Consider the following 24172-nt stretch of genomic DNA (forward strand, 5'->3'; position numbering starts at 1 on the left):
GTCCACCGCCATGAAGGAAGTCCTTTCCGAGCAGTTGCGCCAGTTCCGCCAGGAGCAGGACCTGGCCGGACTTGGAGATGACGAGGCGTTCGAGGCGTTCGCCGCGCACTGCGTGCTGCACCGGTACCACGAGGAGGAGGACTTCTCGCCCGACGCCCACCGGACCGGCGGAGGCAACGACCTGAGCGTCGACGCCTGGGGGATCGTCGTCAACGGCGAACTCCTCCATGACCTGGACGGGGTCAGGCAGGCCGTCGAAGGCGCCAGGGAGTTGAACGCGGTGGTCGTGGTGGTCCAGGCCAAGAACAGCGCGAACTTCGAAGGGAAGGTCGTCGCGGATCTCGCCGACAACCTGCGCCAGGTCTGCGACCGCGAACCGATCCGCTACACCGCGTCCCCGCGGATCATCGAACTCCAGGAAGCGCTGCATGTGCTCTACGACGCCCACCGCCTGCACATGTCGGGCAGCCCGAGGCTCGAGGCATGGTACGTCCATTGCGGAGGCGACCCCAACGACGATCTGCTCGAGAAATGCCGCTCGGCCGAGCGGTCCCTCGATGAACTGGCCCGATTCGACTCGGTGCGTTTCGAGGTGGCCGGATTCCACAAGCTGCAACGACTCCACCAGCTGCTGAACCGGAGAGTCCGCGCCACCTTCGACTGGTCCAGCAAATCGGGCATGACGAAGATGGACGGCGTCAAGCAGGCTTGGACCGGCACCCTGCCGGCCGCGGACCTGGTCGGGAAGATCCTGGTAGACGAGGGCGGCAGCATCCGGAACTTCCTGTTCCAGGACAACATCCGCGACTTCCTCGGCGGAGACAACCCGGTCAACGACGACATCGCCGCGACCCTGGCCGACCGGGTCGCCCGGAGGCGGTTCGCCGTGTTGAACAACGGGATCACCGTCATCGCCAGGAAGTTCGACGCGACCGGGCAGGAATGCACGCTGTCCGACTTCCAGATCGTCAACGGTTGCCAGACGGGGTACGTGCTCTTCCACCAGCGGGCCCACCTGACCGACGACGTGCAGGTGAAGCTGACCGTCATCGAGACCGAGGACGAGGAGATCGCCGACGCGATCACGAACGCCACCAACCGGCAGACGCGCATCGCCGAGGAGAGCCTCGGCGCGGGCCGGCAGGTCCACCGGGACATAGAGGCGTACTTCGACACCACCAAGCCCGATCGGCACCTTCACTACGAGCGTCGGGTCGGGCAGTTCGACCTCGACAAGTCGATCACCAAGACCCGGGTCATCGGCCAGAACCAGCTGACCCAGTCGTTCGCGGCGGTCTTCCGGGGCAGGGCACACGATGCGACCAGGCCCGCCAAGCTCCGACGGGACAGCCGGCTCGACGTCTACAACGACCAGATCCCGCCGATCGCGCACTACACGGCCGCGTCGATCTGGTACCAGGTCGACTGGCTGTTCCGCAACAACCGCATCGACCGCACCTGGAAACCGGCGCGCTTCGTGCTCATGGCCGCCGCGATGCAGCATCTGACGGAGGGAAAGCCGCTCCCGAAGGGCGCCAGGAAGGCGACACCTCACTGCCGCATGCTCCTGGACCGCATCTGGGACCGGGACGGGATCGAGCGGCTGGTCGGCGCGCTGGTCCCGGCCCTGGAGGACCACTGGAAATCCGAGGCGCCCGATCAGCGCCTGTCCGAAGCGGTGCGGACCAAGGGCTTCACGGACCGCTTCCTGCGAACCGTCAGGTGATCATCGCTCTCCTGGGCGGCGACGACCCGGAGATATTCGTCGGTCGAGCTGCGGCAGTGTCCTCGACGGCGTTGTTCACGGCTCTCGTCGTGGCTATGGCCGCCGCTGGCATGGGGACAGGTGTGTGACGTCCCAGTATGGTTACTGTGCAGTAGTGTGGGCCGGTGCGTACCAGATCAGTCCTGTTCACAGCCCTCGGCGCCGCGACCGCGCTCGTCGTGGCCGGTTACGGCTTCGGCATCTGGCCCGGAGATCGCGATTACCGAGGGCAGGCGGTGCTGTCATCGGATGCCTGGGAGTCTCCACCGGCGAAAGTCGACTCCGAGGGCCGCCGCTTCGACGAACCCGACGCGGGCCGGCTCTCGCCGCAGGACTCGTTCGAGGTGCTCTGCGTCCTCCGCGCGGGCGAGTCGGACTACTACCACACGCGGATCGTGACACCCGACGGCTGGAACGACCGAATCTGGGAGGGCTGGGTCGATGCCGACGACATCAAGGTCAAGCCCGTCGACTCCGACGAGGCGTACGGGAGTGCCGGTGCGGTGCCCGACGACCTCGACGAGTGCAATGAGCGCGCACCGGAGACGGTGACCGAGACTGATCCGCCGAACGTTCACCACCGCGCTTACGTCGTCCACTACCAGGAATCGCTGTACTTCTCCGTGCCCGACACGACCTTCAACGGCAGGGGCGCCGGCGACTACGACCACGTCACGGTACCGGACCGAGCAGAGCTCGACGTGCACTGCGTGAGGACCACGAAGAACATCGTCGAGGAGCCGCCGAGCACCTCTTACAACGAGGATGTGCCTTACTACCTTGCGACCTACGACGGTTACACCGGCTACATCGACCCGCTGTGGGTGTATTTCGCCGATGATCCCGCCGAGGTTCCTGAAGCGCTGAACTACGACTCGCAGACGGGGACCGTGTCCGACCACGGCGCCGTCCCAGATCTCGAGGAGTGCCCCGCCTAGGATTCAGGCACCGACTCATCGGCTCGCCCTGTCGTGCGTCGCGAGCCGTACGGCCCGCTCTGCGCGCGCGGTCGACCCGTGTCCTCGGTTCAGCGCCCGCAGGTGAAGGCCGGTGATCTCGCCGGCGCGACAAGTATCGAGGCGCAGCTCGCGCACTCGTGCTCGCCGTCGAGCGCCGGGTTCACGCGCCAGCCTTCGGCTTCGGCGGCGTCGCAGAGCACCGGCCAACTGTAGTAAGAGTCGTCTCCGCAATGGAAGACCTCACCGCAGCGGTCGCAGCTCAGTTCGTATTCGACGGCGCCGCTGCGGAGCATGTAGGAGTGTCCGCTCATATTCTTCTGCTCCGAGTGGTCGGCCCGGCGCGGGGCTTCCCGCGCCGGGCGAGAGAGTCGACCTTCTCGATGATCGGGTTACTGCTCGATCTCCTTGGTGTCGGTGCCGATCAGGACCTTGCGTGGCTTGGCCTCCTCGGCCATCGGGATCCGCAGCGTGAGAACGCCGTCCCGGTACGTGGCATCGACCCGCTCGGTGTCGAGGGCGTCGCTGAGGAGGATCTGCCGCGCGAAACTGCCCGAGCGCCGCTCGGAGTGGATGACTTCGCCGTCGCCCACGTCGACGCCCCTCCGCTCGGCCCTGACGGTGAGGACGTTGCGTTCGACTTCGAGGTCGATATCGCGTTCCCTCACGCCGGGGAGGTCGAGCTGGATGGTGAAGGTGTGCCCCTCCTTCCAGGCGTCCATCGGCATGGTCAGTTGGGAGTCGGACAGTCCGAGCATCTGCTGGGCGATCCGATCGAGGTCGCGGAACGGGTCTGAGCGCACCAGCATCTGAGTCACCTCCAGAAGATGGATCTACGGTATGTGCTTACATCAAATATATAACGCATGATTTAGATGTTGTCCAGCAGATGGTTGTAGGTAAGCTTGTGGTGATCGAAGTCGATCTTGATGGAGGAGTTCGCGGTGGTCGATCCAGAGCAGTTCGGACGGCCCCGTCCCGGGCGAGGTGTCTACGGCATCTCGGTCGCGGCGGAGCTGGTGGAGCTCGCCCCGCAGACCCTGCGCGTGTACGAGGCGAGGGGACTGGTCGAACCCGCCCGCACCGAGGGCGGGACCAGGCGGTACAGCGATGCCGACCTCGACCGCATACGGCGGATCGGTGAGCTGCTGGCAGGAGGACTCAACCTGGCCGGTATCAAGGCCGTCTTGGAACTGGAGCTGGAGAACCAGAGCCTGCGCGCCGAGCTCGACGAGACCCGGGACCGCCTGGAGCGCTTCGAGCGGTCCTGACCGCGGACGGTCGGCGACGGATGACCGCACCCCGTCTCGATCTCCGGGTGTGACCTGGATTGCAGGTTCGGGTTACCCTGGGGGAGTTCTCAGCACATTCGACCGACGGAGCCGCGATGTCCGGGAACTCATTGCCCGCCCTCCGCGAATCCCCATCCCGCCCTGCGGTTATACCTGGCAGGACCTTACAACCCGCCTCGATCCCCAGGTTCCCGGCGGCCGCGGTGCCGTGTGTGCCGAACCGCCCGCAGGACCGCCCCGCCTGAACGTCGTATGAGGTAATGCCATGAACCCATCGGACCCGCAGCACAGCAGTCAACCGCCTCACGGACCGCCGATGCCGTACACGAGTCAGGGCCGCGAGCCGATGCGTGGCGGGGCCGTCACCGGCGGCATCCTGGCCTTGTCGTCCGCGGGTGTCGTGTTCCTGGTCACCTTCGCAGACTGGGCGTACGAACCACCGGAACTGTTCGGCAACCCGCTCAAACAGAACCTTTGGGAACTCGGCGGAAGCCTGGGCTTCTTCCCGTTCGGGTTCTTCGGCGTGGTCGCCTTCGCGAACGTGGTCCTCTCCGTGATCTTCATGGCCATGAACTCGACCCGACAGCGCCAGGGGACGGCGACTTCCCTCACGATGGCCGCGTTCCTCCAGCTCATCGCCTTCTTCACCGTCGGTGTCGCGGCCGAGGAGAACCAGCTCTCCGGCAGCGACGGCACCCCGTGGATACTGAGCCTCCTGGGCTGCGTGATCCTGATCGCCGGGAGCATCACCGCCCTGGTGGGAAGTCGGTCCCCGGCGGTCGAGGCCGTAGGCCCACCTCCGGCCCCCGCCCCACCGCACCCCTCTCAGACCGACACCATGCCGAACCCGGCTCCTCCGCCGAGCCGGCCCGAGCGTTCACTCACGTCCTCCATCGAGGAACTGGCCGCGCTGCGTGACAAAGGATTCCTCAGTGAGGAGGAGTTCGAGCAGAAGCGACGCGAAATACTCGGCCTCGACTGAACCGGAACCGCCGACCACGACACCCCCGAACCGACGAAGGGCGAAGACCATGGCCACCCCCGGACCGTTTCCGCACCAGCCCGGACCGCAACCCCAGTACTTCCGCGTGAACCGCGACCCAGTAGCGGGCCTGGCGATCTTCGGAGCGGTCACGATCGTGGTCATGTCGCTGCTGACCTGGGCGCTCACATTCGGATCCTGGGTCGAGGACGGCTCCATCGGAGTCTTCGACCACTCGCGCCTGGGGTACTTTCTCGGCTACTTCCCGCACGGGTTGCTGCTGCCTCTCGCCATCGCCAGCGCCGTGATGTCGCTCGCCGTGTTCGCGATCGGCAACGCCCGCCGAAGGCGGACCTGGGCCGTGCTACTGCTCGTATGCACGATCGCCACGGCGCTCCTGGTCCTGTCCTCGATGCTCAGAATCGGCGGCCTCAGAGAGTTCGCGATCGAGGACGACTACCGGGCGGTGCCGGGGCTGGCAGCCTGGCTGTCCATGGCCGCGTCACTGATATCGGTCGTGGCCGCGCTGCTGGTGGTGGCCAAACCCGCCAAGCCGATCACGGTTCCGGTGGTGGACGAGACCCGCTCGGGCCTCACCGGCGAGCTGGAGGAACTGGCCGACCTCAGGGACCGGGGGCTCATCACCGCCGAGGAGTTCGAGCTGAAGCGACGGCAGATCCTCGGCCTCGACTGACGGATCGGACCCGAGCCATGGAGCGCCGGAGCTGCGGAACGGCGAGCTCGGTCGGGTCTTCCTGCCTCATTCCCGCCGGTGTCGCACCTCGCGGACCTGGATTTCTTGGGGCAGACTGTGCAGCGGCGGCGCCGACAGCGCCGTCATCGACCTCAAGAGCCGTCGACCACGCCGATCGACCTGGGCATCGGCATCCGCGAGCGGAGCAGTGGCCTCGGATCGCGTCGCAGCCCGGCGACAGGTCTCGATCGCAAGGAGACGACCGTGGGAAGTTCCGCCACGCGACGGCTGACGTCTGCCGTCGTGCTCGGGCTCGGCCTGGCCTTTTCGGCGGGCTGCGCGCTCAACAGGGGCGAGGCGCTCGCCGAGGAGTTCAAGGACCACTGGGCCGACACGCAGGACGTCGCTCAGATCGACACCACCCGAAACGACACGCTGCCGTTCGTCGGGGAAGCCTCAGGCACTCTGATCCTCGAGGAAGGCACCTCGGCCGACCGCACGATCGAACTCGCGAACGAGCTGAGCGAATACCTCGCCGACCACGGCGGAGTCACCGGCCGGATCACGGTCGACGACTTCTCGTTCAACGTTGTCGCAGACGAGGAGCGCACTGAGGAGATATTGGGGTTGTGGCAGTCCCTGGAGACCGACGGCAGGGTGCAGGAGGGAGACATCGGCCTGCAGGCAACGAACGTGGACTATTGGGCCGTCGATGTCTCTCTGGCGGATTCCGCTTCTGTGTTCTCGGTGCTGGAGGGCCTGGCCGCGGAGGGGGACACGTTTCGACCCTTCTCCTGGGCCGAGGCGTCATCCCTCAGGTTGAGCGGGGGCTCGTCTGAAGTCGAGACCAACTCGAAAGGTGATCTGCCCGCCGCCGCGATCGCGGCGTACGAGGCGGTCGCCGCCGAGTATCCAGTCGTCGGTGCATACCTCGCTACGGACCGAGTGAGCATACAGCTGGAAGTGGGTTCGGACGTGGCGCACGCACAGGGCCTGGCCAGAGCCGCCGCTCCGAGCCTCGGTCAGTTCGTCGAGGTGATCGTAGACGGCACCTGATCCCAGGCGAGCCCCGTCCGTCGTGCCGTGCCCCGCGTTAGTCGGTGTCGCCCTTCCGTGTTCTCAGGGCCAGCCAGAACAACACGCCGGTTCCGAGTGCGGCAAGCAACGCCAGGAGCAGAAGCACAATCGATTGCGCTGCCAAGGCGATGGAGGCGGTGAAGAGGAAGAGCAGGAGAGCCGCAGCCGTTGCGAGGAACAGACCTTGGCTTATCCGGAAGTTCCTATCCCACCAGCTCTCCTGTCCGAACTGATTCCGGTCGGGACGCACGGGCCGATCCTCTGATCGGGGTTCGTTTCCCCGCTCGGGCGCCTCTTTGCCCGCAGCCGCGTCACTCGAACGCGGTCGCTCCGGAGGTACCGGCCGGTATGAGAAGTCGCTCCCGAACCGGTTCCCCGGTGGCTCTGAGCCCTGCTTGGAGTCTTCCGGCGGCGGACTGGGCATCGGGGCTTCGTCCGGTTCGGGAGCGTCCATGGCTCCGAGGGCCACGGCGAGCTCGGGATGCTCGATCGCGGTCGGGCGGATGCCGAGTTTCTGATGCAGCAAGCGAGCGACCAGCGGCATCCGACTCGCGCCGCCGGTCAGAAACAGGCCGCCCAGGCCGGTCGGCGCCAGGCCCGCGCGCCGGGTCGTCGATTCGGCCAGCGCCGGCTCGATCGTGATGAAGTAGCTTGCAGCCGCCACCGGCTCCGACACCAGCCGGTCCGGCGCCAGGCCCGCGTCGCTCGCCGCGTCCGAGAGTAGACGCAGCCTCCTCGGCCCCCAATTCGCCGGATGGGTCAGCACCACGGACCGGTCGCCTCCGCCGGCCTCGTCGGCGGCTTCGCGAACCCGGCCGAAAACCGCCGCGAGCAGGTTCCGGACTTCGACCTCATCGGATCCCAACAGGACCTGTTCGTCGTCGACGCACCGTTTCGGGTTCGGCTCGAACGCCGATGGATCCAGCTGCGCCATCCGCCGAGCATCGGGACCGGTGTGGAATGTCCCTCGGTCGAAGAACACTGCCGACGGCAGCACCGGAGAACCCCCGAACAGCAGCGGCCGCGCTTCCTTGCCAGGGGTGCGAATTACAGCGACCGTGTTCGATGTTCCGAAATCTACCGCGAGGTTTGGAGCGAGGGCGGCCACGGGCATCGTCTCCGAAGGACAGGATCAGGGGGTACTCCACAGCGTAGTGGACAAAAGCCAGATCGGGCCCCGACCGGGGCTCGATCTCTCGATGGGATAGCGGTACGTGCGTGAGAGAGTGCCTGTCATGGGAGTTCAAATGGGCGGGGACCGGGAAGCGCCACTCGAAACGGAACGGCTGCTGCTCCGGCCCTGGCGGGTGGACGAGGCGGGCGTCATGCGCGAACTGTGGACCGAACGGGATCCGCGAGTTCCCCCGCACCGTCGGATCGACGCGGAGGGGCACCCGACGGTCGCGGAGCTGGAGAACCATATCCGCGACCGCCCGTCTTCGCTGCTGGCGATCGAGCGGAAGGACGCCGGTGACGTCATCGGCTATTGCGGGCTGGTCTACAGCGGACAAGGAGCGGAAGGGGAACCCGAACTGGGCTTTGAGCTGCTACGCCGAGTCTGGCGCCAGGGATACGCGACCGAGGCCTCGCTGGCCGTCCTGGACCGGGCGAGAACGGACGGTCACGAACGTCTCTGGGCGACAGTCTGGGATTGGAACGCCGCTTCCCGTCGTGTTCTGGAGAAACTCGGCTTCACCGAGACCGAGCGAAGGGAGGTGGATCCGGTCCACGGGACCAAACTGTTCACCGTGATACATATCTGACGTATCCGCCCCCTCCGGATCAGGCATGAATTCAGCCCTCGCCCCAGGGATTCCGTATCCGCCGGAGTCGCATTCACTGCTCAGCCGCCGATCGGGCGGGCCGCTCCGGCACGGCGGGGTTCGAACTTGTGGCTCCCGGGAGGCGGTCTCGGTGGGTATGGTGAGTCCGCGAATGGAGGGGACATGATCGAACGGGTCGCGGTGGTGTGGAATCCCGCCAAGACAGCGTGGGAGGACCTGGAGGGGGCGCTGCCGGAGGCCGCCGCCGGGGTCGCGGTGTCGTGGCACGAGACGAGCCCGGACGACCCCGGTCGCGGTGCCGCGAGTGAAGCGTTGGCAGCCGGGGCCGAGGTGGTCGTGGCCGCGGGCGGCGACGGAACGGTGCGGGCCGTCGCGGAGCGGTTGTCCGAGGACGAGGGCTCGGCCGAGCTGGCGATCGTGCCGCTCGGGACCGGCAACCTGCTGGCGCGGAACCTCGACGTCCCCATCGGTGATCTCGGGGAGGCGCTTGAGCGGGCGTTCGGTGGAGAGCCGCGCGCCATCGACCTCGGGTGGGTGGAGACCGAAATCGACGGTGATCGGGTGCGCCGGGCCTTCACGGTCATGGCCGGGTTCGGGATCGACGCGCACATGATCACCGAGACCGACGAGGACCTCAAGAGCAGGTTCGGTTGGATGGCGTACGTGGAGTCGCTGGGGCGGGCGCTCGACGCCAGCGAGTCCGTCGAGTTCGGCCTCGCCGTCGACGACGCCGAATCCGAGCCCGTTTCGGGGCACACGCTGCTGATCGGGAACTGCGGGACCTTGCAGGCGGGGATCACGCTCCTGCCCGACGCCGATCCGGCCGACGGCGAGCTCGACCTGCTCCTGCTGAGCGCCGAGGGCCTGGGCGGGTGGCTGGACACGCTCAGGTCGTTCGTGTGGGACAACGGCATCCGTCGACTCGTCGGCGGCCGGGACCGCGCCGAGAGCGCCGACACCACCGAGCACGCCCGGGCCAGGCGCCTGCGGGTGACGCTGGCCGAGCCCCGCGTGCTGGAGATCGACGGCGACAACCTCGGCGAGACGACCGACTTCACGGTCGAGGTCCAGCCCGCGGCGGTGCGGGTCCGCTGACCGCGCCCGGATTACGAGACCCCGCCTCCGCAGGAGGCGGGGTTTTCCGGTTGACCATCACCGGCGCTACTCCCGCGTACACCGAAAGCGTTGTAGGTGCGCCTTCTATTGCCGGGACCGGCGGTCGGCCGGTCCCGGCATCGGTTCGATTGCTCCGGTTCGCCGGAGTGCGAGGCGACAGCCTCCTAATTCCAAATGCGATCGCGGCGAGGTTCGTTGTCTCGCATCATCGACCCTCCTTCTTCCGTTCTGATCGTCGACCGTTCGCTTCCAGTCAGTCGGGCTGCGTCACCACGTGCGGTCGCGGCTCGGCCTGTTGCGGATGCGTCCCATCGTTCCCTCCTCTCGTGAGTTCTTCGGCGGGTGCGGCAGTTCGGTCGGGGGCGTTCTGCTCAGGCGCGGTCGGGCGCAATGCGACGGCGATCGCGATCGCTCCGAGCGACCCGGCCAGGCCGCACAAGGCGATGGCGACCGACGGCGGCACGGCATCGGCCAAGAATCCGGCCAGCGCGATCCCCAGGCCCTGGGCCGTCTGGAGCCCGGCGGCGGCGAAGCCGATGGCGCGGGCGCGCAGGCGATCGGGCACCAATCGCGTGAACATCACCTGGGCGAGAACGAGGTAGCTCGACAGCAGGCCCGACAGGGCCCAGCACAGGACCGTGACCGCCAGACCCGGTCCGGTCACGGTGGCGAGCAAAGGCAGCCCGGTGGCCGCCGCCAGCGGCACGGTGAGACGCCGACGCGACGTCGCGCCGAGCCGCGCCACGAGCACCGCACCCACGACCGTGCCGACCACATCGGCGGCCATCAACGCACCGACCGCGGCTTCCCCGGCGCCGGTCTGCTCGGCGTACGGCGCCGCGAGCGCCTCGGGGACGACGAAGCACCCGTACAGCCAGACCAGCGAGGCCAATCCGAGGAGTCGGCGGTGGGCGACCACATGCGCGATCCCGGCGAGTGCGAATCGGCCGGAGCGAGATCCGGGGCCGTCCGTCGGTTCGGGCTCCGGGCGATGGCGGTCGATGCCCCAGCGCAGCATCGCCGCCGACAGCGCGAATGTGGCGGCGTTGATGGCGAGCGCGAGATACGGACTGCCCGAGGCGGCCACCACCACCCCGCCTACAGTGAAGCCGACGATCTGCGCGATCCCGTCGGTGGAGCTCATGATGCTCATACCGACCGGGAACCGCTCGTCCGGCAGCACTCGGGGCATCGTGGCATTGCGCGCGGCCGAGAACAGCGGCTCCGGACAGGTCGCCGCGATCACCAGGCCCGCGACCACCGGTAGCGGGAGTGAGGGGATCGCCATCACGGCGATCAGGGTCGCGCGCAGCACCTCGATGACCACCATGACGGTGCGTCGCGAGTACCGATCGGCCAGGCCGGCCAACAAGGGTGCGGTCAGCAGCGGCGGCAGCATCGTCATGGCGTAGACGAGAGCCGTCAGCGCCGCTGAAGAGGTTCGGTCGAACACCAGCAGCGCCAGGGCGACCCGCGCGAACTGATCGCCGGTCCGCGACTGTACCTGGGCGATCCACAAGACCAGGAATTCGCGCACGGCGAACACCTCGCGGAAACTGGCTGTCCGTTCCGGCATGCCCCTCCCTCGACGCGGTCACGGACCACCTTGGAGGACGCCGCTCCCGATCCGCTCCCGTTCGGCTCCCGTTGCGGGCGCGGAGGAGCTAGAGCGGGCACGGTGCGCCGGGATCGGCATCGATCAGGCGGGCATCGAGCCCGGTTCGGGGCCGCCGCGGTCGTAGAGCTCGTCGACGCCGATCAGGTGGACGCGGGAGTCCTCGGCCGCCGCGGCCGCCAGGTCCTCGCTGAAGCCCGCTTCACTGAAGCACGCCAGCGCCGTGTCGGCGACATCGTAGTGCTTGCGCTCCATCAGGTCTCGGACTCGCGCGAGCCTGGCGAGGTGATGGAGATCCATCCGGGTGCCCCACTTGGCCTCGCCGATGCACAGCACCCGCTTGGGCCTTCCGGGTTCGGCCGCGGCCGTCGCGACGACGTCGACCTCGATCTTGGCGCGCTTCGCCTGGTCGTTGATGGTCCCGGACGCCACCGTGGACGGGAACGCACCGAAGCGCTCACTGGTGGCCGTATAGGAGCGGCACAGCTGCTCGAAGTGCGGCCCCAGGATCTGACTGGTGAACCGCGCTCGGCTCTCCTCCCAGACCGATGCCGCCTGCCCTAGCTCGAGTCGAGACCACGAGCGGCGCATGATCGCCTCGTAAAACTGGATGAGGGGCTCGTTGACGCGGAACAGGTGCCGATTCGATTTGAAGGCGTCGGGCTCGACCCGGATCAGGTCGCAGTCCTCCAGCACCGACAGCGCGTGCGTCAGATCCGAGGCCTGCCGCCCGCAGTATTCGGCGATGCCGCCCCGCGTGTGCCGTCCGGAGGCGATGGCGCCGAGAACGGAGTGGTACAGCGAGGTGTCCCGTATGCGGCCCTCGGTCGTGATGAGGTATCTCGCCTCACGGTAGAGCGGGCTCTGGTTGTCGAGCACATGATCGATCACCCAGTCGTCGAATTCGGCGAGGCTCCGCGGGACTCGGTGATCCACGTACCTGGTGCGGTAGGCGGGAGTGCCGCCGGTGATGGAGTGCAGCAGCACCGCGAGCCTCGGGTCGTCCGCCTGCCAGAAATCGGCGGCCACCTGGTAGTCGAACGGCTTGACCACCAGTTCCATCGAAGCGCGTCCGCGCAGTGGCGCGTTGCCGCTGAGCAGGCCGCCCATGGTCGCCATTGCGGATCCGCAGAGGATCAGGCGGGTCGGCCCGGAGTCGCCCCACGCCCGCTCGCGGGAGTCGATCTGGTGCTGGATGGCCGACGGCAGCGCCGGTGAGGCGCTGATCAGGTAGGGGAACTCGTCGATGACGACGGTGCGTCCCGCGCAGTGCCGCAGTATCTGGTCGAGCGCCTCGTCCCAGGAGCCGAAGTCGAAGGTGCCGGGTGTCTTCAGGTAGTCGGCGAGCGCCCGGCCGATCTGTGCCAGCGACTCGGTTTCGGTGGCCTCTTCCGCGGCGAAGTAGAACCCGCCGGTGGCACGGGTCAGCGCCTGCAGCAGGAAGGTCTTGCCTTGGCGGCGTCTGCCGCTGACGACGCCGAGCGTCGGCTCGGGAGCGGGGCTGTTCACGAACCGCTCCAGCGCTCGCCACTCGCGATCCCTGTCGAAGATCATAGGAGGTTTGTCCATATATATCCTTAATTTCGTGTGACTATGGTTCATGCAAGTGTACTTGCATGAACCATAGTCACACGAAATTTCGAGCCTTCGAGTGTCGGCTGCCGCTCACTCCTTCGGTGTGGCCGTGGAGTCGCGGACGACCAGGCCCGGGGCTATGACCTCGCGGCGGGCGGCCGTGCGGCCCGCTATCCGCTCGGACAGCATCGACAGGGCCGTGCGGCCCAACGCCGTGCGGCGCTGGTCGACGCTGGTCAGGCGCGGCCAGACGCGCGCGGCCAGCTCGGTGTTGTCGTAGCCGACGATCGAGATCCGGTCGGGCGCGACGACGCCGATCTCGTGGCCGCGGTTCAGCAGCTCGACCGCCAGCAGGTCGTTGTTGGACAGGACCGCGGTCGCCCCGCCGCGCAGCAGGTCGTCGGCCTCGCCCGTGCCGCCCTCGATGGGGACGGCGACCGCCTCGGCGGCCTCCAGGCCCGCGTCGGCCAGCGCGGCTGCGTAGCCGCGGTGCCGCGCCCGCGCGGCCGGGCGCGTCGAAGCCGAGGCGAAGGCGATATCGGTGTGCCCCAGCGACACCAGATGCTCGACGGCGAGCCGCGCCCCGCTCTCGTCGTCGCCGGCGACCGAGTCGATCCGGTCCGGCAGGATCTCGGGGCGCCCGACGACGACCACCGGCAGCCGCTCGGCGGCCGCGGCGAGCACGGCCGTGTCCACCCTGGAGCTGACCACCACCAGGCCCTCGACGTTGTGGCCGATCAAGGAGTCGACGTGGGCGGCCATGCGGTCGGCGTCGCGGCGGCCGTTGGCCAGGAACGTGCCCAGGCCCGCGTCCTCGGCGGCCTTCTCGACCCCGAGCGCGACCTCGGAGTGGTAGGGGTTGCGCAGGTCGGTCACGATCACGCCGATCTGGCCGGTCCGGCCCTGCACCAGGGCCCGCGCGACGGTGTTGGAACGGTAGCCGAGCCGGTCGGCCGCGGCGAGGATGCGCCGCCGGGTGGTCTCGCTGACCCCGTCGTCGCCCCGGAGGGCAAGGGACACCAGCGACTTCGAGACTCCGGCCTCGGCGGCCACGTCGATGATCGTCGGGCGGCGCGGTCGGTCGTTGCTCACCGGACCATTCTCGCCGCCCGGCGCGGGGCGAGGCCAGTCGGGGGAACTGGAATCTGGAACGTTCCAGATTCGTTCGCATCCAGTTCACCCACGCCATCCCGCCCGGTCACGCACCGGCTCCAAGCTGGTCACCGAGACCCCCGGCCAGAGCAGGAGCAGACGTGACCACAGGCCCCACCCTGACCCAGACCGACGCCGCAACCGCAGTGGCGGCCCCCGGCACCGCCGCGCTCGCGGCCCGTCCCGAGGCACTCCTGCTCGACTTCGGCGGCGTGGTCTTCGAGACCGCCAAGCGCCCCCAAGGCCCGGCCGAGGCCGCCGCGATGCTGCAAGAGGTCCTCGCCCGCGCCGGGCACCGCGTCGAGGCCGAGAGCCTGCTCTCCTCCCTCGAAGCCGGCCTGATCGCCCTCAAGCACTGGAAACACGCCATGAGCCGCACCGGGAAGCCGATCGAGCTCACCCACCGGCAGCTCTGGGAGGAATACCTCCTGGCCGACCAGAGCGCGGCCGTGCGCGCCACCGCCGCCGGGAACGGCCGCGAACTCATGGCCGCGGTGAACCCGATGATGAGCGACCACCGCGTCAGGCCCGGCATCCCCGAACTGCTGCGCATGGCCCGCGAACTGGGCATCGGCGTCGGCATCGTCTCCAACGCCCACTCAGGACTCGCACACCGCCGCCTCATGCGCCGCTTCGGCCTGGACGACCTGGTGGCCGTCCAGCTCTACTCCGACGAGCTCGGCATCCGCAAGCCCCACCCCGAGATGATCGGCCGCGCCGCCGCCGCCCTCGGCACCGCCCCCGACCGCTGCTGGTACGTCGGCGACACCCAGGACCGCGACGTCCAGGCCGGCCGCCGGGCCGGCGTCGGCGCGGCCGTCCTCACCCGCTCCAAGCACACCGACACCCCGCCCTTCCCCGTCGCCGACCGCGCCGACGCCGTCTTCGACACCCCCGAGGGCCTGGTCGAAGCGCTGGCCGCCAGCGGACCGAGACCGGAACCCCAGGCTCCGGCGCGGACACCGAAGGCTCGCTCCGACGAGCCCGAGGCGCTCCTGCTCGACCAGGGCGGCGTCCTGGTCACCAGCAAGAAGACCCCCGGGGCCCTCGCCCGCTTCGGCGACCGGACCGCCGCGCGGCTGCGCGCGGCCGGACACGGAGTCCCGGACCTGCTCATGGCCGACGCCCTCGAACACGCCCGCCTGGCCCACCAGGCCGAGAAGGCCGAACCCGGCGACGGCCCGGAGTGGCCGGAGATCGACCCCGCCCGGTTCTGGGGCGAACTGGTCGGCTCCCACCTGCCCGGGTCGGCCCGGCAGTGGCTGCTGGCCGAGGCCGAGGACCTCACCTACGAGTACGCGCAGGCCAAATCGCGCTCGCGGCTGCGCGGCGGCGTCGTCGAACTCCTCGAATGGTGCCGCGACCGGGGCCTGCCGGTCGCCATCGTCTCCAACACGATCTGCGGACGGGCCGCCCGCAAGCGGCTCTCCGACGCCGGGATCGCCGAACTCATCGGCGCCTGGGCCTACTCCGACGAGGTCGGCCGCCGCAAACCCGACCCCGCCCTCGTCCTGTCCGCGACCGCCGCGCTCGGGGTCGACCCCGCCGAGTGCTGGTTCGTGGGCGACAAACCCTGGCGCGACGTGCGCGCCGCCCGCTCGGCCGGCGTCGGCCGGATCCTGATCGTCCGCCACGGCGCCCCCGAGACCGCCGACCTCGAACGCGGCATCGAGGCCGATCGACCCGACCAGCTGTGCGAATCCATGACCTCCGTCCACGATGCCCTGAAGGCGGCTCTGTCCGTCTAACCCCGAAAGAAGGATCCGTCATGACCGAGCCCCGGACCGCGACCCGGAAGCGGTCGCTCCCCGACCCGAACCAACTGTCCTCCTCCCAGAAGCTGATGGTCTTCGTCCTGTCGATGACCCTGTTCGGCCTGGCCAACATCTTCACCGAGATCCTGCCCGAGTTCCGGCTCGGGCCGGTCGAGCTGTCCGTCTCCTACCTGGCGTTCGTCCCGGTGGTCATGGTCAGCCTCTTCCATCCGCTCTACGCCGCACTCGGCGCCCCGCTCGGCGAGATCGTCTTCGTCGACCTGCTCATGGGCGACTTCTCCGGCATCGGCGAGCTCGAGGGCTACATCCAGCTCGCCCTCGGCCTCTACGTCGGCGGCTCGCTGGTGCGCGACCCCTCCCGCAAGTGGCAGGTCGCGGCCGCCGCGATGGTCGCCGTCCTCATCGACAAGGGCGTCGGCGGCGTGATCGACATGTCCAAGGTCTGGGTCGGCGTCGAGGACGCCGAATACGTCGACGGCCTGCCCGAGTCGATACTGGTCATCGAGGGCTTCGCGTTCGCCTCCGACTTCATCATCAGCGGCATCCTGTTCGGCGCCATCCCCGCCGCCTACCTCGCCGCCCGCCTCCACGGCAAGATCGAGCCGCTCATGGGCATGACGCCCCGCGACGCCGACCACCCCGTGCCCGGCCGGGCCCGCAAGAACGCCGCCTTCATCGCCCTGGCCGTGTTCCTCTCCCTGGCCTCGGCCGTGTTCACCTTCCTGGAGGCCGCCGACGTCAAGTTCGGCGTCTGGGAGCCCGACTTCCTCGACCAGTACGGCACCGGCTTCCTGTGGGTCGGCGCCGGGGCCAGCCTGGTCGTGCTCATCGGCACGGTCGCCGCCGCCCGCGCCAACGCCCGCCGCAGCCGAGCCGAGAACGAAAAGGAGCGCTAGACGTGACGGCAGTGATCGCGATCGACGACCTCTCCTTCCGCTACCCCGGAGCCGACCAGCCGAGCCTGCGCGGGGTCGACCTGCGCATCGAGCGGGGCGACTTCTGCGCCGTCATCGGCGGCAACGGGTCGGGGAAGACCACCCTGTGCAAGACGTTCAACGGGCTCATCCCGCACTTCTGGACCGGTGAGTTCACCGGCGGCGCGACCGTCGACGGCTTGGACACCCTGGAGTCGTCGGTCGCGGCGCTGTCGCAGAGCGTCGGATACGTGTACCAGGACTTCGGCAACCAGCTGGTCCGCCCCACCGTCGGCACCGACGTGGCGTTCGGCCCGGTCAACTACGGCCTGGCCGACTTCCGCGAGCGCGCCGACGACGCCATGCGCGTCCTGGGCATCGACCATCTCGCCGGCGACTACGTCTGGGAGCTGTCCGGCGGCCAGCAGCACCTGACCGCGCTCGCCGGAGTCCTGGCCATGGACCCGGCCGTGATCGTGGTCGACGAACCGGTCGCCGAGCTCGCCCCGGCCCGCGCCGAGGAGACCTACCGGATGCTCGAGCGCATCAACCGCGAGCGCGGCACCACCATCGTCGTCATCGAGCACCACGCCGAGTTCATCGCCCGCTACGCCGGCAGCGTCGTGCTCATGGCCGCCGGGGCCGTCCGCTGGCACCTGCCGGTGCGCGAGGCGCTGGCCCGCACCGGCGAACTGGCAGAGCACGGCATCCCCAGCCCGCAGATCATCGACGCCGTCTCCCGCCTCGCCCCGGAGGCCGAGGTGCCGCTCAACGTCGGTGAGGCCAAGGCGGCCCTGGACGGTCTCGGCGCCCCCGGCCCGGTCGACCGGCGGCCCGCCGAGGCGTCCTCGGCCCGGCCCATCGCCTCCCTGACCGGCGTCACCCACGGCTACCGCGACGTCCACGGCCGACTGTCCAAGGTCATCGACGACATGGACCTGACGCTCCGCGAAGGCGAGCGGATCGCCCTGGTCGGCTCCAACGGCGCCGGGAAGTCCACCCTCCTGAACCTGCTCACCGGCATCAAGGTCCCCCGCAAGGGAACGGTCGAGATCGACGGCCTCGACACCCGCCGCGCCCGCCCGGCCGAACTGGCCGACCACGTCTGCTACCTCTACCAGCGGGCCGAGCAGATGTTCCTCAAAGACTCCGTGCGCGAGGAGATCGCCATGTTCCCCACCGAGCGCGCCCGCCCGGGCACGGACGCGCTGGTCGAGGAGATCCTCGACCGGCTGCGCCTGACCGAGATGGCCGACCGCGACGGCCGGACCCTCTCCGGCGGCCAGCAGCGCCGGGTCACCCTCGGCATCGGGCTCGCGACCACTCCGGCGCTGCTGCTGCTCGACGAGCCGACCTCCAGCCTCGACGTCGGCACCCGCGCCGACGTCGTCGCCATGCTCGCCGCGCTCGCCGAGACCATCAGGTGCGTCGTGGTCGCCACCCACGACATGCACCTGGTCGCCGAGTGGGCCGACCGGGTCCTGGTACTCGACTCCGGTCGCATCCTGGCCGACACCGCCCCCGCCGACCTCTTCGACGACCCGGCCCTGCTGGAGACGGTCGGGCTCGTCCCGCCCCAGATCAGCGCCCTGGGCCGCGAGGTGGGCATCCATCCGCCGCCGCTGACGGTCGACGAATTCGTCTCCGCCTACGCCCAGGCGCCCGTGGGAGGCCGCTGATGGCACGCAAGCAGCGCGACGTCCTGTCGGTCGAGTGGGTCAAGCTCGAACTGCTCCGCACCGCCTACGCCACCCGCGGCGGCCTGATGTCCAAATTCGACCCGCGCGTGGTCGTTGCCTGGTACCTGGTGTTCGCCGTCGTTCCCTGGCTGACCCACAACATCACCACCCTGTCGGTCCTGTTCGCCGTCGGCGCCCTCGCGGTCGTCCTCAGCCGGGTCGGCCCGCTGGTACTGGGCCTGTTCATCTTCGGGCTGGTCACCGAGACGGCCTACATATTCGCCGTGGCCTGGTTCTTCGACGGCGACGTCCAGACGGTCATGGCGCTGCTGACGCTCACGCTCAAGCTCGGCACCGTGGCGCTGGCGAGCATGGCCGCGTTCGTCTCACTCGACCCCGAGAAGCTCTCCGACGCGCTGGTGAGCATGCACGCCCCGCCGCTGCTGAGCTTCGGCGTCAGCTACGGGTACCGGATGCTGCCGATCATCATGGAGGAGTTCCACACCATCGTCGACGGCTACCGGCTGCGCTCGAAGCCGGTCGAGCGGGGCTTCCTCGGCTGGCGCATCCCCGCGGCCGTGGCCTTCGCGCTGGTCCGCAGCTTCTACCCGATGATGCTCAACACCGCCAAGCGGACTCGCACCACCGTCGAGGCCCTGGAGACCCGCGGGTTCACCTTCGCCGGGGAGAGCAAGGCCGGACGCAGCATGCGCCTGGCCTACCTCAGGCTCGGGCCCCGCGACGCGGCGCTGGTCGCGGTGACGGTCGCGCTCGTGGTCGGCGCGTTCATGTTCGGCCAGCACCTGCCGCTGCTCTCGCGCGACTTCTGAGGCTCCGGACGCGGCGCCGCCGCGGGCCCGAATTCGTTGGTGGACATTGTTTCCCATGCCTATACTTGCCGCGTCATCCGGCGAAATGTCCTGATCGGATCATTCGCCGGGAATTCGACGAGAAGGAGACCAAGTGTCCACTCGGAAACCCAAGGCGAGCCGCATCGGGCCGCGCGTGCTCGCGGTCGGCTTCCTCGCCGCCGTGCTCGGCGCGGTCGGGGCCGCCAGTCCCGCTTCGGCGACCATCACCCTGCTCGAATACGTCGCGATCGGCGACTCCTACGTCTCCGGCGTGGGCGCCGGCGACTACCAGGACGAAGAGTGCTACCGCTCTGACAACGCCTACCCCGTGCAGGCGTCCGACGAGATCGGCGAGAAACTCTGGTTCAACGCCTGCTCGGGCGCGACGGTCGACGACGTCCTGGCCGACCAGCTCGACCACCTGACCGACCACACCGAGCACGTCACCATCGGCGTCGGCGGCAACGACGCCGGATTCTCCTCGGTCCTGACCGCCTGCGCCGGAACCGACACCGAGCTGTGCCTCGGCGCGGTCGACGGCGCTCGCGCCTACATGACCGACCAGCTCCCGCAGAGCCTCGACGACCTCTACACCCAGGTCCGCGACGAGGCCGACCGGGCCACGGTCGTCGTGGTCGGCAACCCGCGACTGTTCGGCGGGGACACCTGCCAGGGCACGCTGGCGATCACCCCCGAGGAGCAGGGGGAGCTGAACGCCGCCGCCGATCTGCTGGCCGAGACCACCGCCGCCGTCGCGGCCGACCACGGCTTCGACTTCGTCGACCCCCGCGACGCCTTCGCCGGCCACGGCGTCTGCTCCGAGGACCCGTGGATCCTCGGCTACACCGGCACCCTCGAATCCTTCCACCCCAATGAAGCGGGCCAGGACGCCTATACCGATCTGGTCGTCCCCTACCTGAAGTACTGCTGAACCGGTCCGAAATTTCCGAGGGGCCTCCGGCTTCGCCGGGGCCCCTCGTCGGTCCCAGCGGTTGACAGCCGCCTCTGCCGCGATGCGGTGACCCATTGACAAGCATCTCCGTCTTGCATATCATCACTTCACATTCGCCGAAACTTTCATATTAATTCCGGAAGTTTCGGGGCCATGAATCCCTCTTCTGCAACGGAGCTGACAACCGATGTCTCATTCCAGGACAAAGATTGGGGTCGCCGCCGTCTCGGCGGCGTCCGTCGCGGCAGTGGCGCTCGCCGGAGTCGCCGCCCAAGCTGATCCGAAGGAGCCGACCCTCGGCGGCGAAGCGCCGATCGATCTGAAGATCGGCAGCGCCGTCTGGGGCCAGAACGAGCTTCTGGACTACGATCCCGACGACCCCAATGAATTCCAGAGCATTCTCGGTTCCGAGTTCAACTCGCTGACCCCCGAGAACGACATGAAGTGGTCCGAACTCCACCCCGAGCCCGACGTCTACGACTTCTCCGGCGCCGACGCCATCATGGAGTTCGCCGAGGCCAACGGGCAGGAGGTGCGCGGCCACACGCTGCTGTGGCACAGCCAGAACCCGGACTGGGTGAACGAGGCCGGCGGAGCCTGGACCTGTCAAGAGGCGCGCGACGTCCTCGAAGACCACGTCGCCACCGTCGTCGGCCGCTACGCCGGTGAGATCTACGAGTGGGACGTGGCCAACGAGCTCATCCAGGACGACTGGGACGAGGGCGGCGTCAAGCTGCGCACCGAGGCCAACCCCTTCCTCAAGGCCTGCTCGGAGGACCCGGTCGCGCTCATCGGCGACGTCTTCCGGTGGGCCCACGAGGCGGACCCCGAGGCCGTGCTCTTCCTCAACGACTACAACGCCGAAGGCATCAACGCAAAGACCGACGCCTACTACGACCTGGCACAGGAGCTGCTCGCCGACGGCGCGCCGCTGCACGGCTTCGGCGCTCAGGGGCACCTGAGCCTGATGTACGGCTTCGACGACTCGATGCAGGCGAACTTCGAGCGGTTCGCGGACCTCGGGCTGAAGGTGGCGGTCACCGAGGCCGACGTCCGCATGCCGCTCGACGAGAACGGCGACCCGACCGAAGAGCAGATCGCGCTCCAGGCCGAGCGCTACGACGGCATGCTCCAGGCGTGCCTGAACGTCCCGGCCTGCACCAGCTTCACCGTCTGGGGCTTCGACGACGCGCGCTCGTGGGTGCCGGGCGTCTTCGACGAGGGCTACGCGACGATCATGACCGAGGAGTTCGAGAAGAAGCCGGCGTACTTCACGCTGCTCGAGAGCCTCACCGACGCCACCCCCGGCAGGTCCCCGCGGACACCGCCGGGTCTCAACAAGTAAGCCTCCCCGAATGCGGCGCTCGGTCCCCGTCGGTGCCGACACCCTGAGGCACCGTTGACCCGATCCGAACGCTCCGAAGCGCCCCCGGCGAAGCCGGGGGCGCTTCGTCCACCTCGGGCGATTGACAGTCGTCTCTTCGTTGCGTAGCATCACATCACCCTCACCGAAACTTCCGTATGAATTCTGAAAGTTTCAGACCCTCGTGTCCCTCCTCCGCAACGGAGCTGAAGAACAGATGAAAGACCAACCCCCGTACCGACGGCGACTGCTGCGCGCCATGGCCGCCGGGGCCATTGTGCTGCCCGCGGCCGCGCTGGCCGTGGCGCCCCCCGCCGCCGCCCAGGACGATCCGGCCGTGGTGTACTCCTCCGACTTCGAGGACGGCACCGTCGGCGCCTGGGCCCCGCGAGGCCCGGTCGCCCTCACCGTCGAGGACGGCGCGCTCCTGACCGCCGACCGCGAGGCAGACTGGAACGGCCCCTCGCTCGACATCACCGACCTCATCGTCCCCGGCGCGGTGTACGAGATCTCGCTCAGAGCCCGCCTCGCCGAAGGCAGCGAAGGCGAACAGCTCTCGGCCACCGTCCAAAGAGAAGCCGCCGACGAGACCTCCTACGACAGCGTCGTCTACCAGGCCGCGGCCGACACCGACTGGACCGAACTGACCGGCGAGTACAGCATCACCTCGCCCGCCGACGCCCTGACCTTCTACGTCGAGTCGCCGACCCCCGAGGCCTCCTACCTGATCGACGACTTCACCATCACCGAGCTGTCCCCGCCCGGCATCGAACCCGACATCCCCTCGCTGGCCGAGTTCCTGGCCGACGACTTCGAGGTCGGCGCCGCCATCGACTCCCGCGACATCGTCGACCCCTACTCGCAGCTGCTGAACAGGCACTTCAACTCCATCACCGCCGAGAACCACATGAAGCCCGACGCGATCCAGCCGACCGAGGGCGAGTTCACCTGGACCGAGGCCGACGAACTGGTCGAATACGCCCAGGCCAACGGCCAGCGGATTTGGGGCCACACCTTCCTGTGGCACACCGACCAGGTCCCCGAATGGTGGTTCCAGTACCCCGAAGGGCACCCGAACGCCGGAGAGCCGATCGGCAACTCCGACGAGGACCGCCAGATCATGACCGACCGGCTCGAGGCCCACATCGGCGCCATCGCCGAACGCTACGGCGACGACATCTGGGCCTGGGACGTGGTCAACGAGGTCATCAGCGACAACACCGGCGAAGTCCACCGCCAGAGCCGCTGGTACGAGATCTTCGAGGGCACCGGCTACGTCGACGCGGCCTTCCAGATCGCCCGCGACGAGTTCGACGCGGCCGGAGCCACCGACGTGAAGCTGTTCATCAACGACTACGGCACCGAGAACCCCGGCAAGCGCGACAACCTCTACAACCTGGTCGAACAGCTCCTCGCCGACGGCGTCCCGGTCGACGGCGTCGGCCACCAGACCCACATCAACCTGGGCACCTCGATCGACCAGATCGAGGACAGCCTCGACAAGTTCGACGGACTCGGCGTCCTCCAGGCGATCACCGAACTCGACGTCGTCATCGGCGCGCCCGGCGAGGACGAGGAGTTCCCCGAGTACGAGGACCGGCTCATCGAGCAGGGCCACTTCTACCGCGACCTGTTCGCCATGTTCCGCGAGCACGCCGATCAGATCGAGCTGGTCACCCTCTGGGGCCTCCACGACGGCCGCACCTGGCAGCGGTCCCGCGCCGAACCCCGCCCGCTGGAGAGCCCGCTGGTGTTCGACGACGCGCTCCAGTCCAAATGGGCCTACTGGGGCATCGTTGACCCCGACCGCCTGCCCGACGTCCCCGAGCAGGAGGAGCCGGACTACGCGAGGGTCCAAGTGCCCCTGGCCGACACCGCCCCCGAGATCGACGGCGAGATGGACGACGTCTGGGAGACGGCCTCGACCGTGGCCACCGAGGTCAACGTCGAGGGCGACTCCGACGGGGCCAAGGCCGACGTGTCCCTGCTGTGGGACGAGACGGCCCTCTACGCCCTGTTCGAGGTCACCGACTCCCAGCTCGACGAGGCCAGCCCGAACGCCTGGGAGCAGGACTCGGTCGAACTGTTCCTCAACCCGGGCAACACCAAGGAGGGCGGCTACGGCGAGGCCGACGGCCAGTACCGGGTGAGCTTCACCAACATGGTCAGCCTCGGCTCCAACGGCGCCGAGGCCGGCGAGCTCACCAGCGCCGCGAGCGAGACCGACACCGGCTACACGGTCGAGATCGCCGTCGAACTGGCCGAGGACCAAGCGGAAGTCGGCACCGAGCACGGCCTGGAACTCCAGGTCAACGACGGCACCGACGGGGCGCGGACGGCCGTCCACACCTGGTACGACCCGACCGGCCTGTCCTGGAACACCAACGCGAACTGGGGCATCGCCGAACTCGTCGAAGAGGTCGACGGCAACGGCGGCGGGGGCGGGATGCTCCCCGAGACCGGCCTCGGCCTGACCGCGATGATCGCCTCGGCGGGCGGACTGGCCGCGGCCGGAGTCGTCGGCATGATCGTCTACCGACGCCGCAGGACCGCCGCCAACTGGGGCGACTGACCCGAACCGAACTGCTCGACCGAAGCGGGGGGGGGCCCGCACGTGCGCCCCGCCGCTT

Annotated in this window: 21 protein-coding genes; 15 read left to right on the forward strand and 6 right to left on the reverse strand. The window is 68.8% G+C overall.

The annotated features are described in order from the left end of the window. Positions 1–10 precede the first annotated feature (10 nt). Both JFB92_RS16755 and JFB92_RS16760 read left to right on the forward strand, forming a co-directional pair. The gene (locus JFB92_RS16755) at positions 11–1726 is read left to right on the forward strand and encodes an AIPR family protein (protein WP_199041385.1); all 1716 of its coding nucleotides are present in this window, start codon (positions 11–13) and stop codon (positions 1724–1726) included. A gap of 164 nt (positions 1727–1890) precedes the next feature. Next, complete coding sequence (locus JFB92_RS16760; protein WP_199041388.1) at positions 1891–2703, forward strand: hypothetical protein; 813 nt, start codon at positions 1891–1893, stop codon at positions 2701–2703. Positions 2704–2792: 89 nt separating this feature from the next. On the opposite strand, the gene JFB92_RS16765 is transcribed toward JFB92_RS16760, so the two are convergent. Then, a complete protein-coding gene (locus JFB92_RS16765; RefSeq protein WP_199041391.1) occupies positions 2793–3035 on the reverse strand; it encodes a hypothetical protein in 243 nt (80 codons plus the stop codon). Positions 3036–3113: 78 nt separating this feature from the next. Beyond that, on the reverse strand, positions 3114–3530 hold the full coding sequence (locus JFB92_RS16770) for an Hsp20/alpha crystallin family protein (RefSeq protein ID WP_199041394.1): 417 nt from the start codon (positions 3528–3530) through the stop codon (positions 3114–3116). A 135-nt stretch (positions 3531–3665) separates the two neighbouring features. Here JFB92_RS16770 and JFB92_RS16775 point away from each other — a divergent pair, with 135 nt between their 5' ends. The 4 genes from JFB92_RS16775 (at position 3666) to JFB92_RS16790 (ending at position 6745) form a co-directional block, all read left to right on the forward strand. Then, positions 3666–3992, forward strand: a complete 327-nt coding sequence (locus JFB92_RS16775; protein WP_307789191.1) for a MerR family transcriptional regulator — start codon at positions 3666–3668, stop codon at positions 3990–3992. Positions 3993–4329: 337 nt separating this feature from the next. Next, a complete protein-coding gene (locus tag JFB92_RS16780) occupies positions 4330–4995 on the forward strand; it encodes an SHOCT domain-containing protein (RefSeq protein ID WP_199041400.1) in 666 nt (221 codons plus the stop codon). A gap of 49 nt (positions 4996–5044) precedes the next feature. Beyond that, positions 5045–5689, forward strand: a complete 645-nt coding sequence (locus JFB92_RS16785) for an SHOCT domain-containing protein (RefSeq protein ID WP_199041403.1) — start codon at positions 5045–5047, stop codon at positions 5687–5689. A gap of 264 nt (positions 5690–5953) precedes the next feature. After that, positions 5954–6745, forward strand: coding sequence for a hypothetical protein (locus JFB92_RS16790; protein ID WP_199041406.1), 792 nt, complete (start codon positions 5954–5956; stop codon positions 6743–6745). A gap of 37 nt (positions 6746–6782) precedes the next feature. Here the strand turns inward: JFB92_RS16790 and JFB92_RS16795 are convergent, their stop codons facing one another. Continuing rightward, entirely contained in the window at positions 6783–7700 is a 918-nt protein-coding gene (locus tag JFB92_RS16795; RefSeq protein ID WP_199041409.1) for a hypothetical protein, read from the reverse strand. A gap of 313 nt (positions 7701–8013) precedes the next feature. Between JFB92_RS16795 and JFB92_RS16800 the strand changes: the two genes are divergently transcribed. Both JFB92_RS16800 and JFB92_RS16805 read left to right on the forward strand, forming a co-directional pair. Then, complete coding sequence (locus JFB92_RS16800; RefSeq protein ID WP_199041413.1) at positions 8014–8529, forward strand: GNAT family N-acetyltransferase; 516 nt, start codon at positions 8014–8016, stop codon at positions 8527–8529. A gap of 183 nt (positions 8530–8712) precedes the next feature. Continuing rightward, on the forward strand, positions 8713–9645 hold the full coding sequence (locus tag JFB92_RS16805; RefSeq protein ID WP_199041416.1) for a diacylglycerol/lipid kinase family protein: 933 nt from the start codon (positions 8713–8715) through the stop codon (positions 9643–9645). A 274-nt stretch (positions 9646–9919) separates the two neighbouring features. Here JFB92_RS16805 and JFB92_RS16810 read toward each other — a convergent pair whose 3' ends face one another. From JFB92_RS16810 to JFB92_RS16820, 3 genes are all read right to left on the reverse strand, one after another. After that, complete coding sequence (locus JFB92_RS16810; protein WP_199041419.1) at positions 9920–11242, reverse strand: MFS transporter; 1323 nt, start codon at positions 11240–11242, stop codon at positions 9920–9922. A gap of 123 nt (positions 11243–11365) precedes the next feature. Continuing rightward, entirely contained in the window at positions 11366–12850 is a 1485-nt protein-coding gene (locus JFB92_RS16815) for an AAA family ATPase (RefSeq protein ID WP_199041422.1), read from the reverse strand. A gap of 96 nt (positions 12851–12946) precedes the next feature. After that, positions 12947–13948, reverse strand: a complete 1002-nt coding sequence (locus JFB92_RS16820) for a LacI family DNA-binding transcriptional regulator (RefSeq protein ID WP_199041425.1) — start codon at positions 13946–13948, stop codon at positions 12947–12949. Positions 13949–14109: 161 nt separating this feature from the next. On the opposite strand from JFB92_RS16820, the gene JFB92_RS16825 reads away from it, so the two are divergent. From JFB92_RS16825 to JFB92_RS16855, 7 genes are all read left to right on the forward strand, one after another. Then, positions 14110–15756: an HAD family hydrolase gene (locus tag JFB92_RS16825; protein ID WP_199041428.1), complete on the forward strand. Its 1647-nt coding sequence runs from the start codon at positions 14110–14112 to the stop codon at positions 15754–15756. A gap of 20 nt (positions 15757–15776) precedes the next feature. Further along, complete coding sequence (locus JFB92_RS16830) at positions 15777–16679, forward strand: DUF8171 family membrane protein (RefSeq protein WP_199041431.1); 903 nt, start codon at positions 15777–15779, stop codon at positions 16677–16679. A 2-nt stretch (positions 16680–16681) separates the two neighbouring features. After that, on the forward strand, positions 16682–18376 hold the full coding sequence (locus JFB92_RS16835) for an ABC transporter ATP-binding protein (protein ID WP_199041434.1): 1695 nt from the start codon (positions 16682–16684) through the stop codon (positions 18374–18376). Continuing rightward, positions 18376–19206, forward strand: coding sequence for an energy-coupling factor transporter transmembrane component T family protein (locus JFB92_RS16840; protein WP_199041438.1), 831 nt, complete (start codon positions 18376–18378; stop codon positions 19204–19206). The genes JFB92_RS16835 and JFB92_RS16840 overlap by 1 nt, the downstream gene beginning before the upstream one ends. 133 nt (positions 19207–19339) lie before the next feature. Continuing rightward, positions 19340–20158: an SGNH/GDSL hydrolase family protein gene (locus JFB92_RS16845; RefSeq protein WP_199041441.1), complete on the forward strand. Its 819-nt coding sequence runs from the start codon at positions 19340–19342 to the stop codon at positions 20156–20158. Positions 20159–20366: 208 nt separating this feature from the next. After that, a complete protein-coding gene (locus tag JFB92_RS16850) occupies positions 20367–21524 on the forward strand; it encodes an endo-1,4-beta-xylanase (protein ID WP_199041444.1) in 1158 nt (385 codons plus the stop codon). A gap of 235 nt (positions 21525–21759) precedes the next feature. Beyond that, a complete protein-coding gene (locus tag JFB92_RS16855; RefSeq protein WP_199041446.1) occupies positions 21760–24114 on the forward strand; it encodes an endo-1,4-beta-xylanase in 2355 nt (784 codons plus the stop codon). Positions 24115–24172 lie beyond the last annotated feature (58 nt).

The sequence above is a fragment of the Glycomyces salinus genome, assembly GCF_016428645.1.
Taxonomy (GTDB): Bacteria; Actinomycetota; Actinomycetes; order Mycobacteriales; family Micromonosporaceae; genus Glycomyces; species Glycomyces salinus.

What these genes read in the sequence shown, in the direction of transcription:
- JFB92_RS16805 (WP_199041416.1), top strand. Translation starts at nt 8,713, where the DNA reads ATGATCGAACGGGTCGCGGTGGTGTGGAATCCCGCCAAGACAGCGTGG.
- JFB92_RS16815 (WP_199041422.1), bottom strand. Translation starts at nt 12,850, where the DNA reads ATGGACAAACCTCCTATGATCTTCGACAGGGATCGCGAGTGGCGAGCG.
- JFB92_RS16785 (WP_199041403.1), top strand. Translation starts at nt 5,045, where the DNA reads ATGGCCACCCCCGGACCGTTTCCGCACCAGCCCGGACCGCAACCCCAG.
- JFB92_RS16840 (WP_199041438.1), top strand. Translation starts at nt 18,376, where the DNA reads ATGGCACGCAAGCAGCGCGACGTCCTGTCGGTCGAGTGGGTCAAGCTC.
- JFB92_RS16770 (WP_199041394.1), bottom strand. Translation starts at nt 3,530, where the DNA reads ATGCTGGTGCGCTCAGACCCGTTCCGCGACCTCGATCGGATCGCCCAG.
- JFB92_RS16755 (WP_199041385.1), top strand. Translation starts at nt 11, where the DNA reads ATGAAGGAAGTCCTTTCCGAGCAGTTGCGCCAGTTCCGCCAGGAGCAG.
- JFB92_RS16850 (WP_199041444.1), top strand. Translation starts at nt 20,367, where the DNA reads ATGTCTCATTCCAGGACAAAGATTGGGGTCGCCGCCGTCTCGGCGGCG.
- JFB92_RS16855 (WP_199041446.1), top strand. Translation starts at nt 21,760, where the DNA reads ATGAAAGACCAACCCCCGTACCGACGGCGACTGCTGCGCGCCATGGCC.
- JFB92_RS16780 (WP_199041400.1), top strand. Translation starts at nt 4,330, where the DNA reads ATGCCGTACACGAGTCAGGGCCGCGAGCCGATGCGTGGCGGGGCCGTC.
- JFB92_RS16800 (WP_199041413.1), top strand. Translation starts at nt 8,014, where the DNA reads ATGGGCGGGGACCGGGAAGCGCCACTCGAAACGGAACGGCTGCTGCTC.
- JFB92_RS16810 (WP_199041419.1), bottom strand. Translation starts at nt 11,242, where the DNA reads ATGCCGGAACGGACAGCCAGTTTCCGCGAGGTGTTCGCCGTGCGCGAA.
- JFB92_RS16830 (WP_199041431.1), top strand. Translation starts at nt 15,777, where the DNA reads ATGACCGAGCCCCGGACCGCGACCCGGAAGCGGTCGCTCCCCGACCCG.
- JFB92_RS16795 (WP_199041409.1), bottom strand. Translation starts at nt 7,700, where the DNA reads ATGGCGCAGCTGGATCCATCGGCGTTCGAGCCGAACCCGAAACGGTGC.
- JFB92_RS16765 (WP_199041391.1), bottom strand. Translation starts at nt 3,035, where the DNA reads ATGAGCGGACACTCCTACATGCTCCGCAGCGGCGCCGTCGAATACGAA.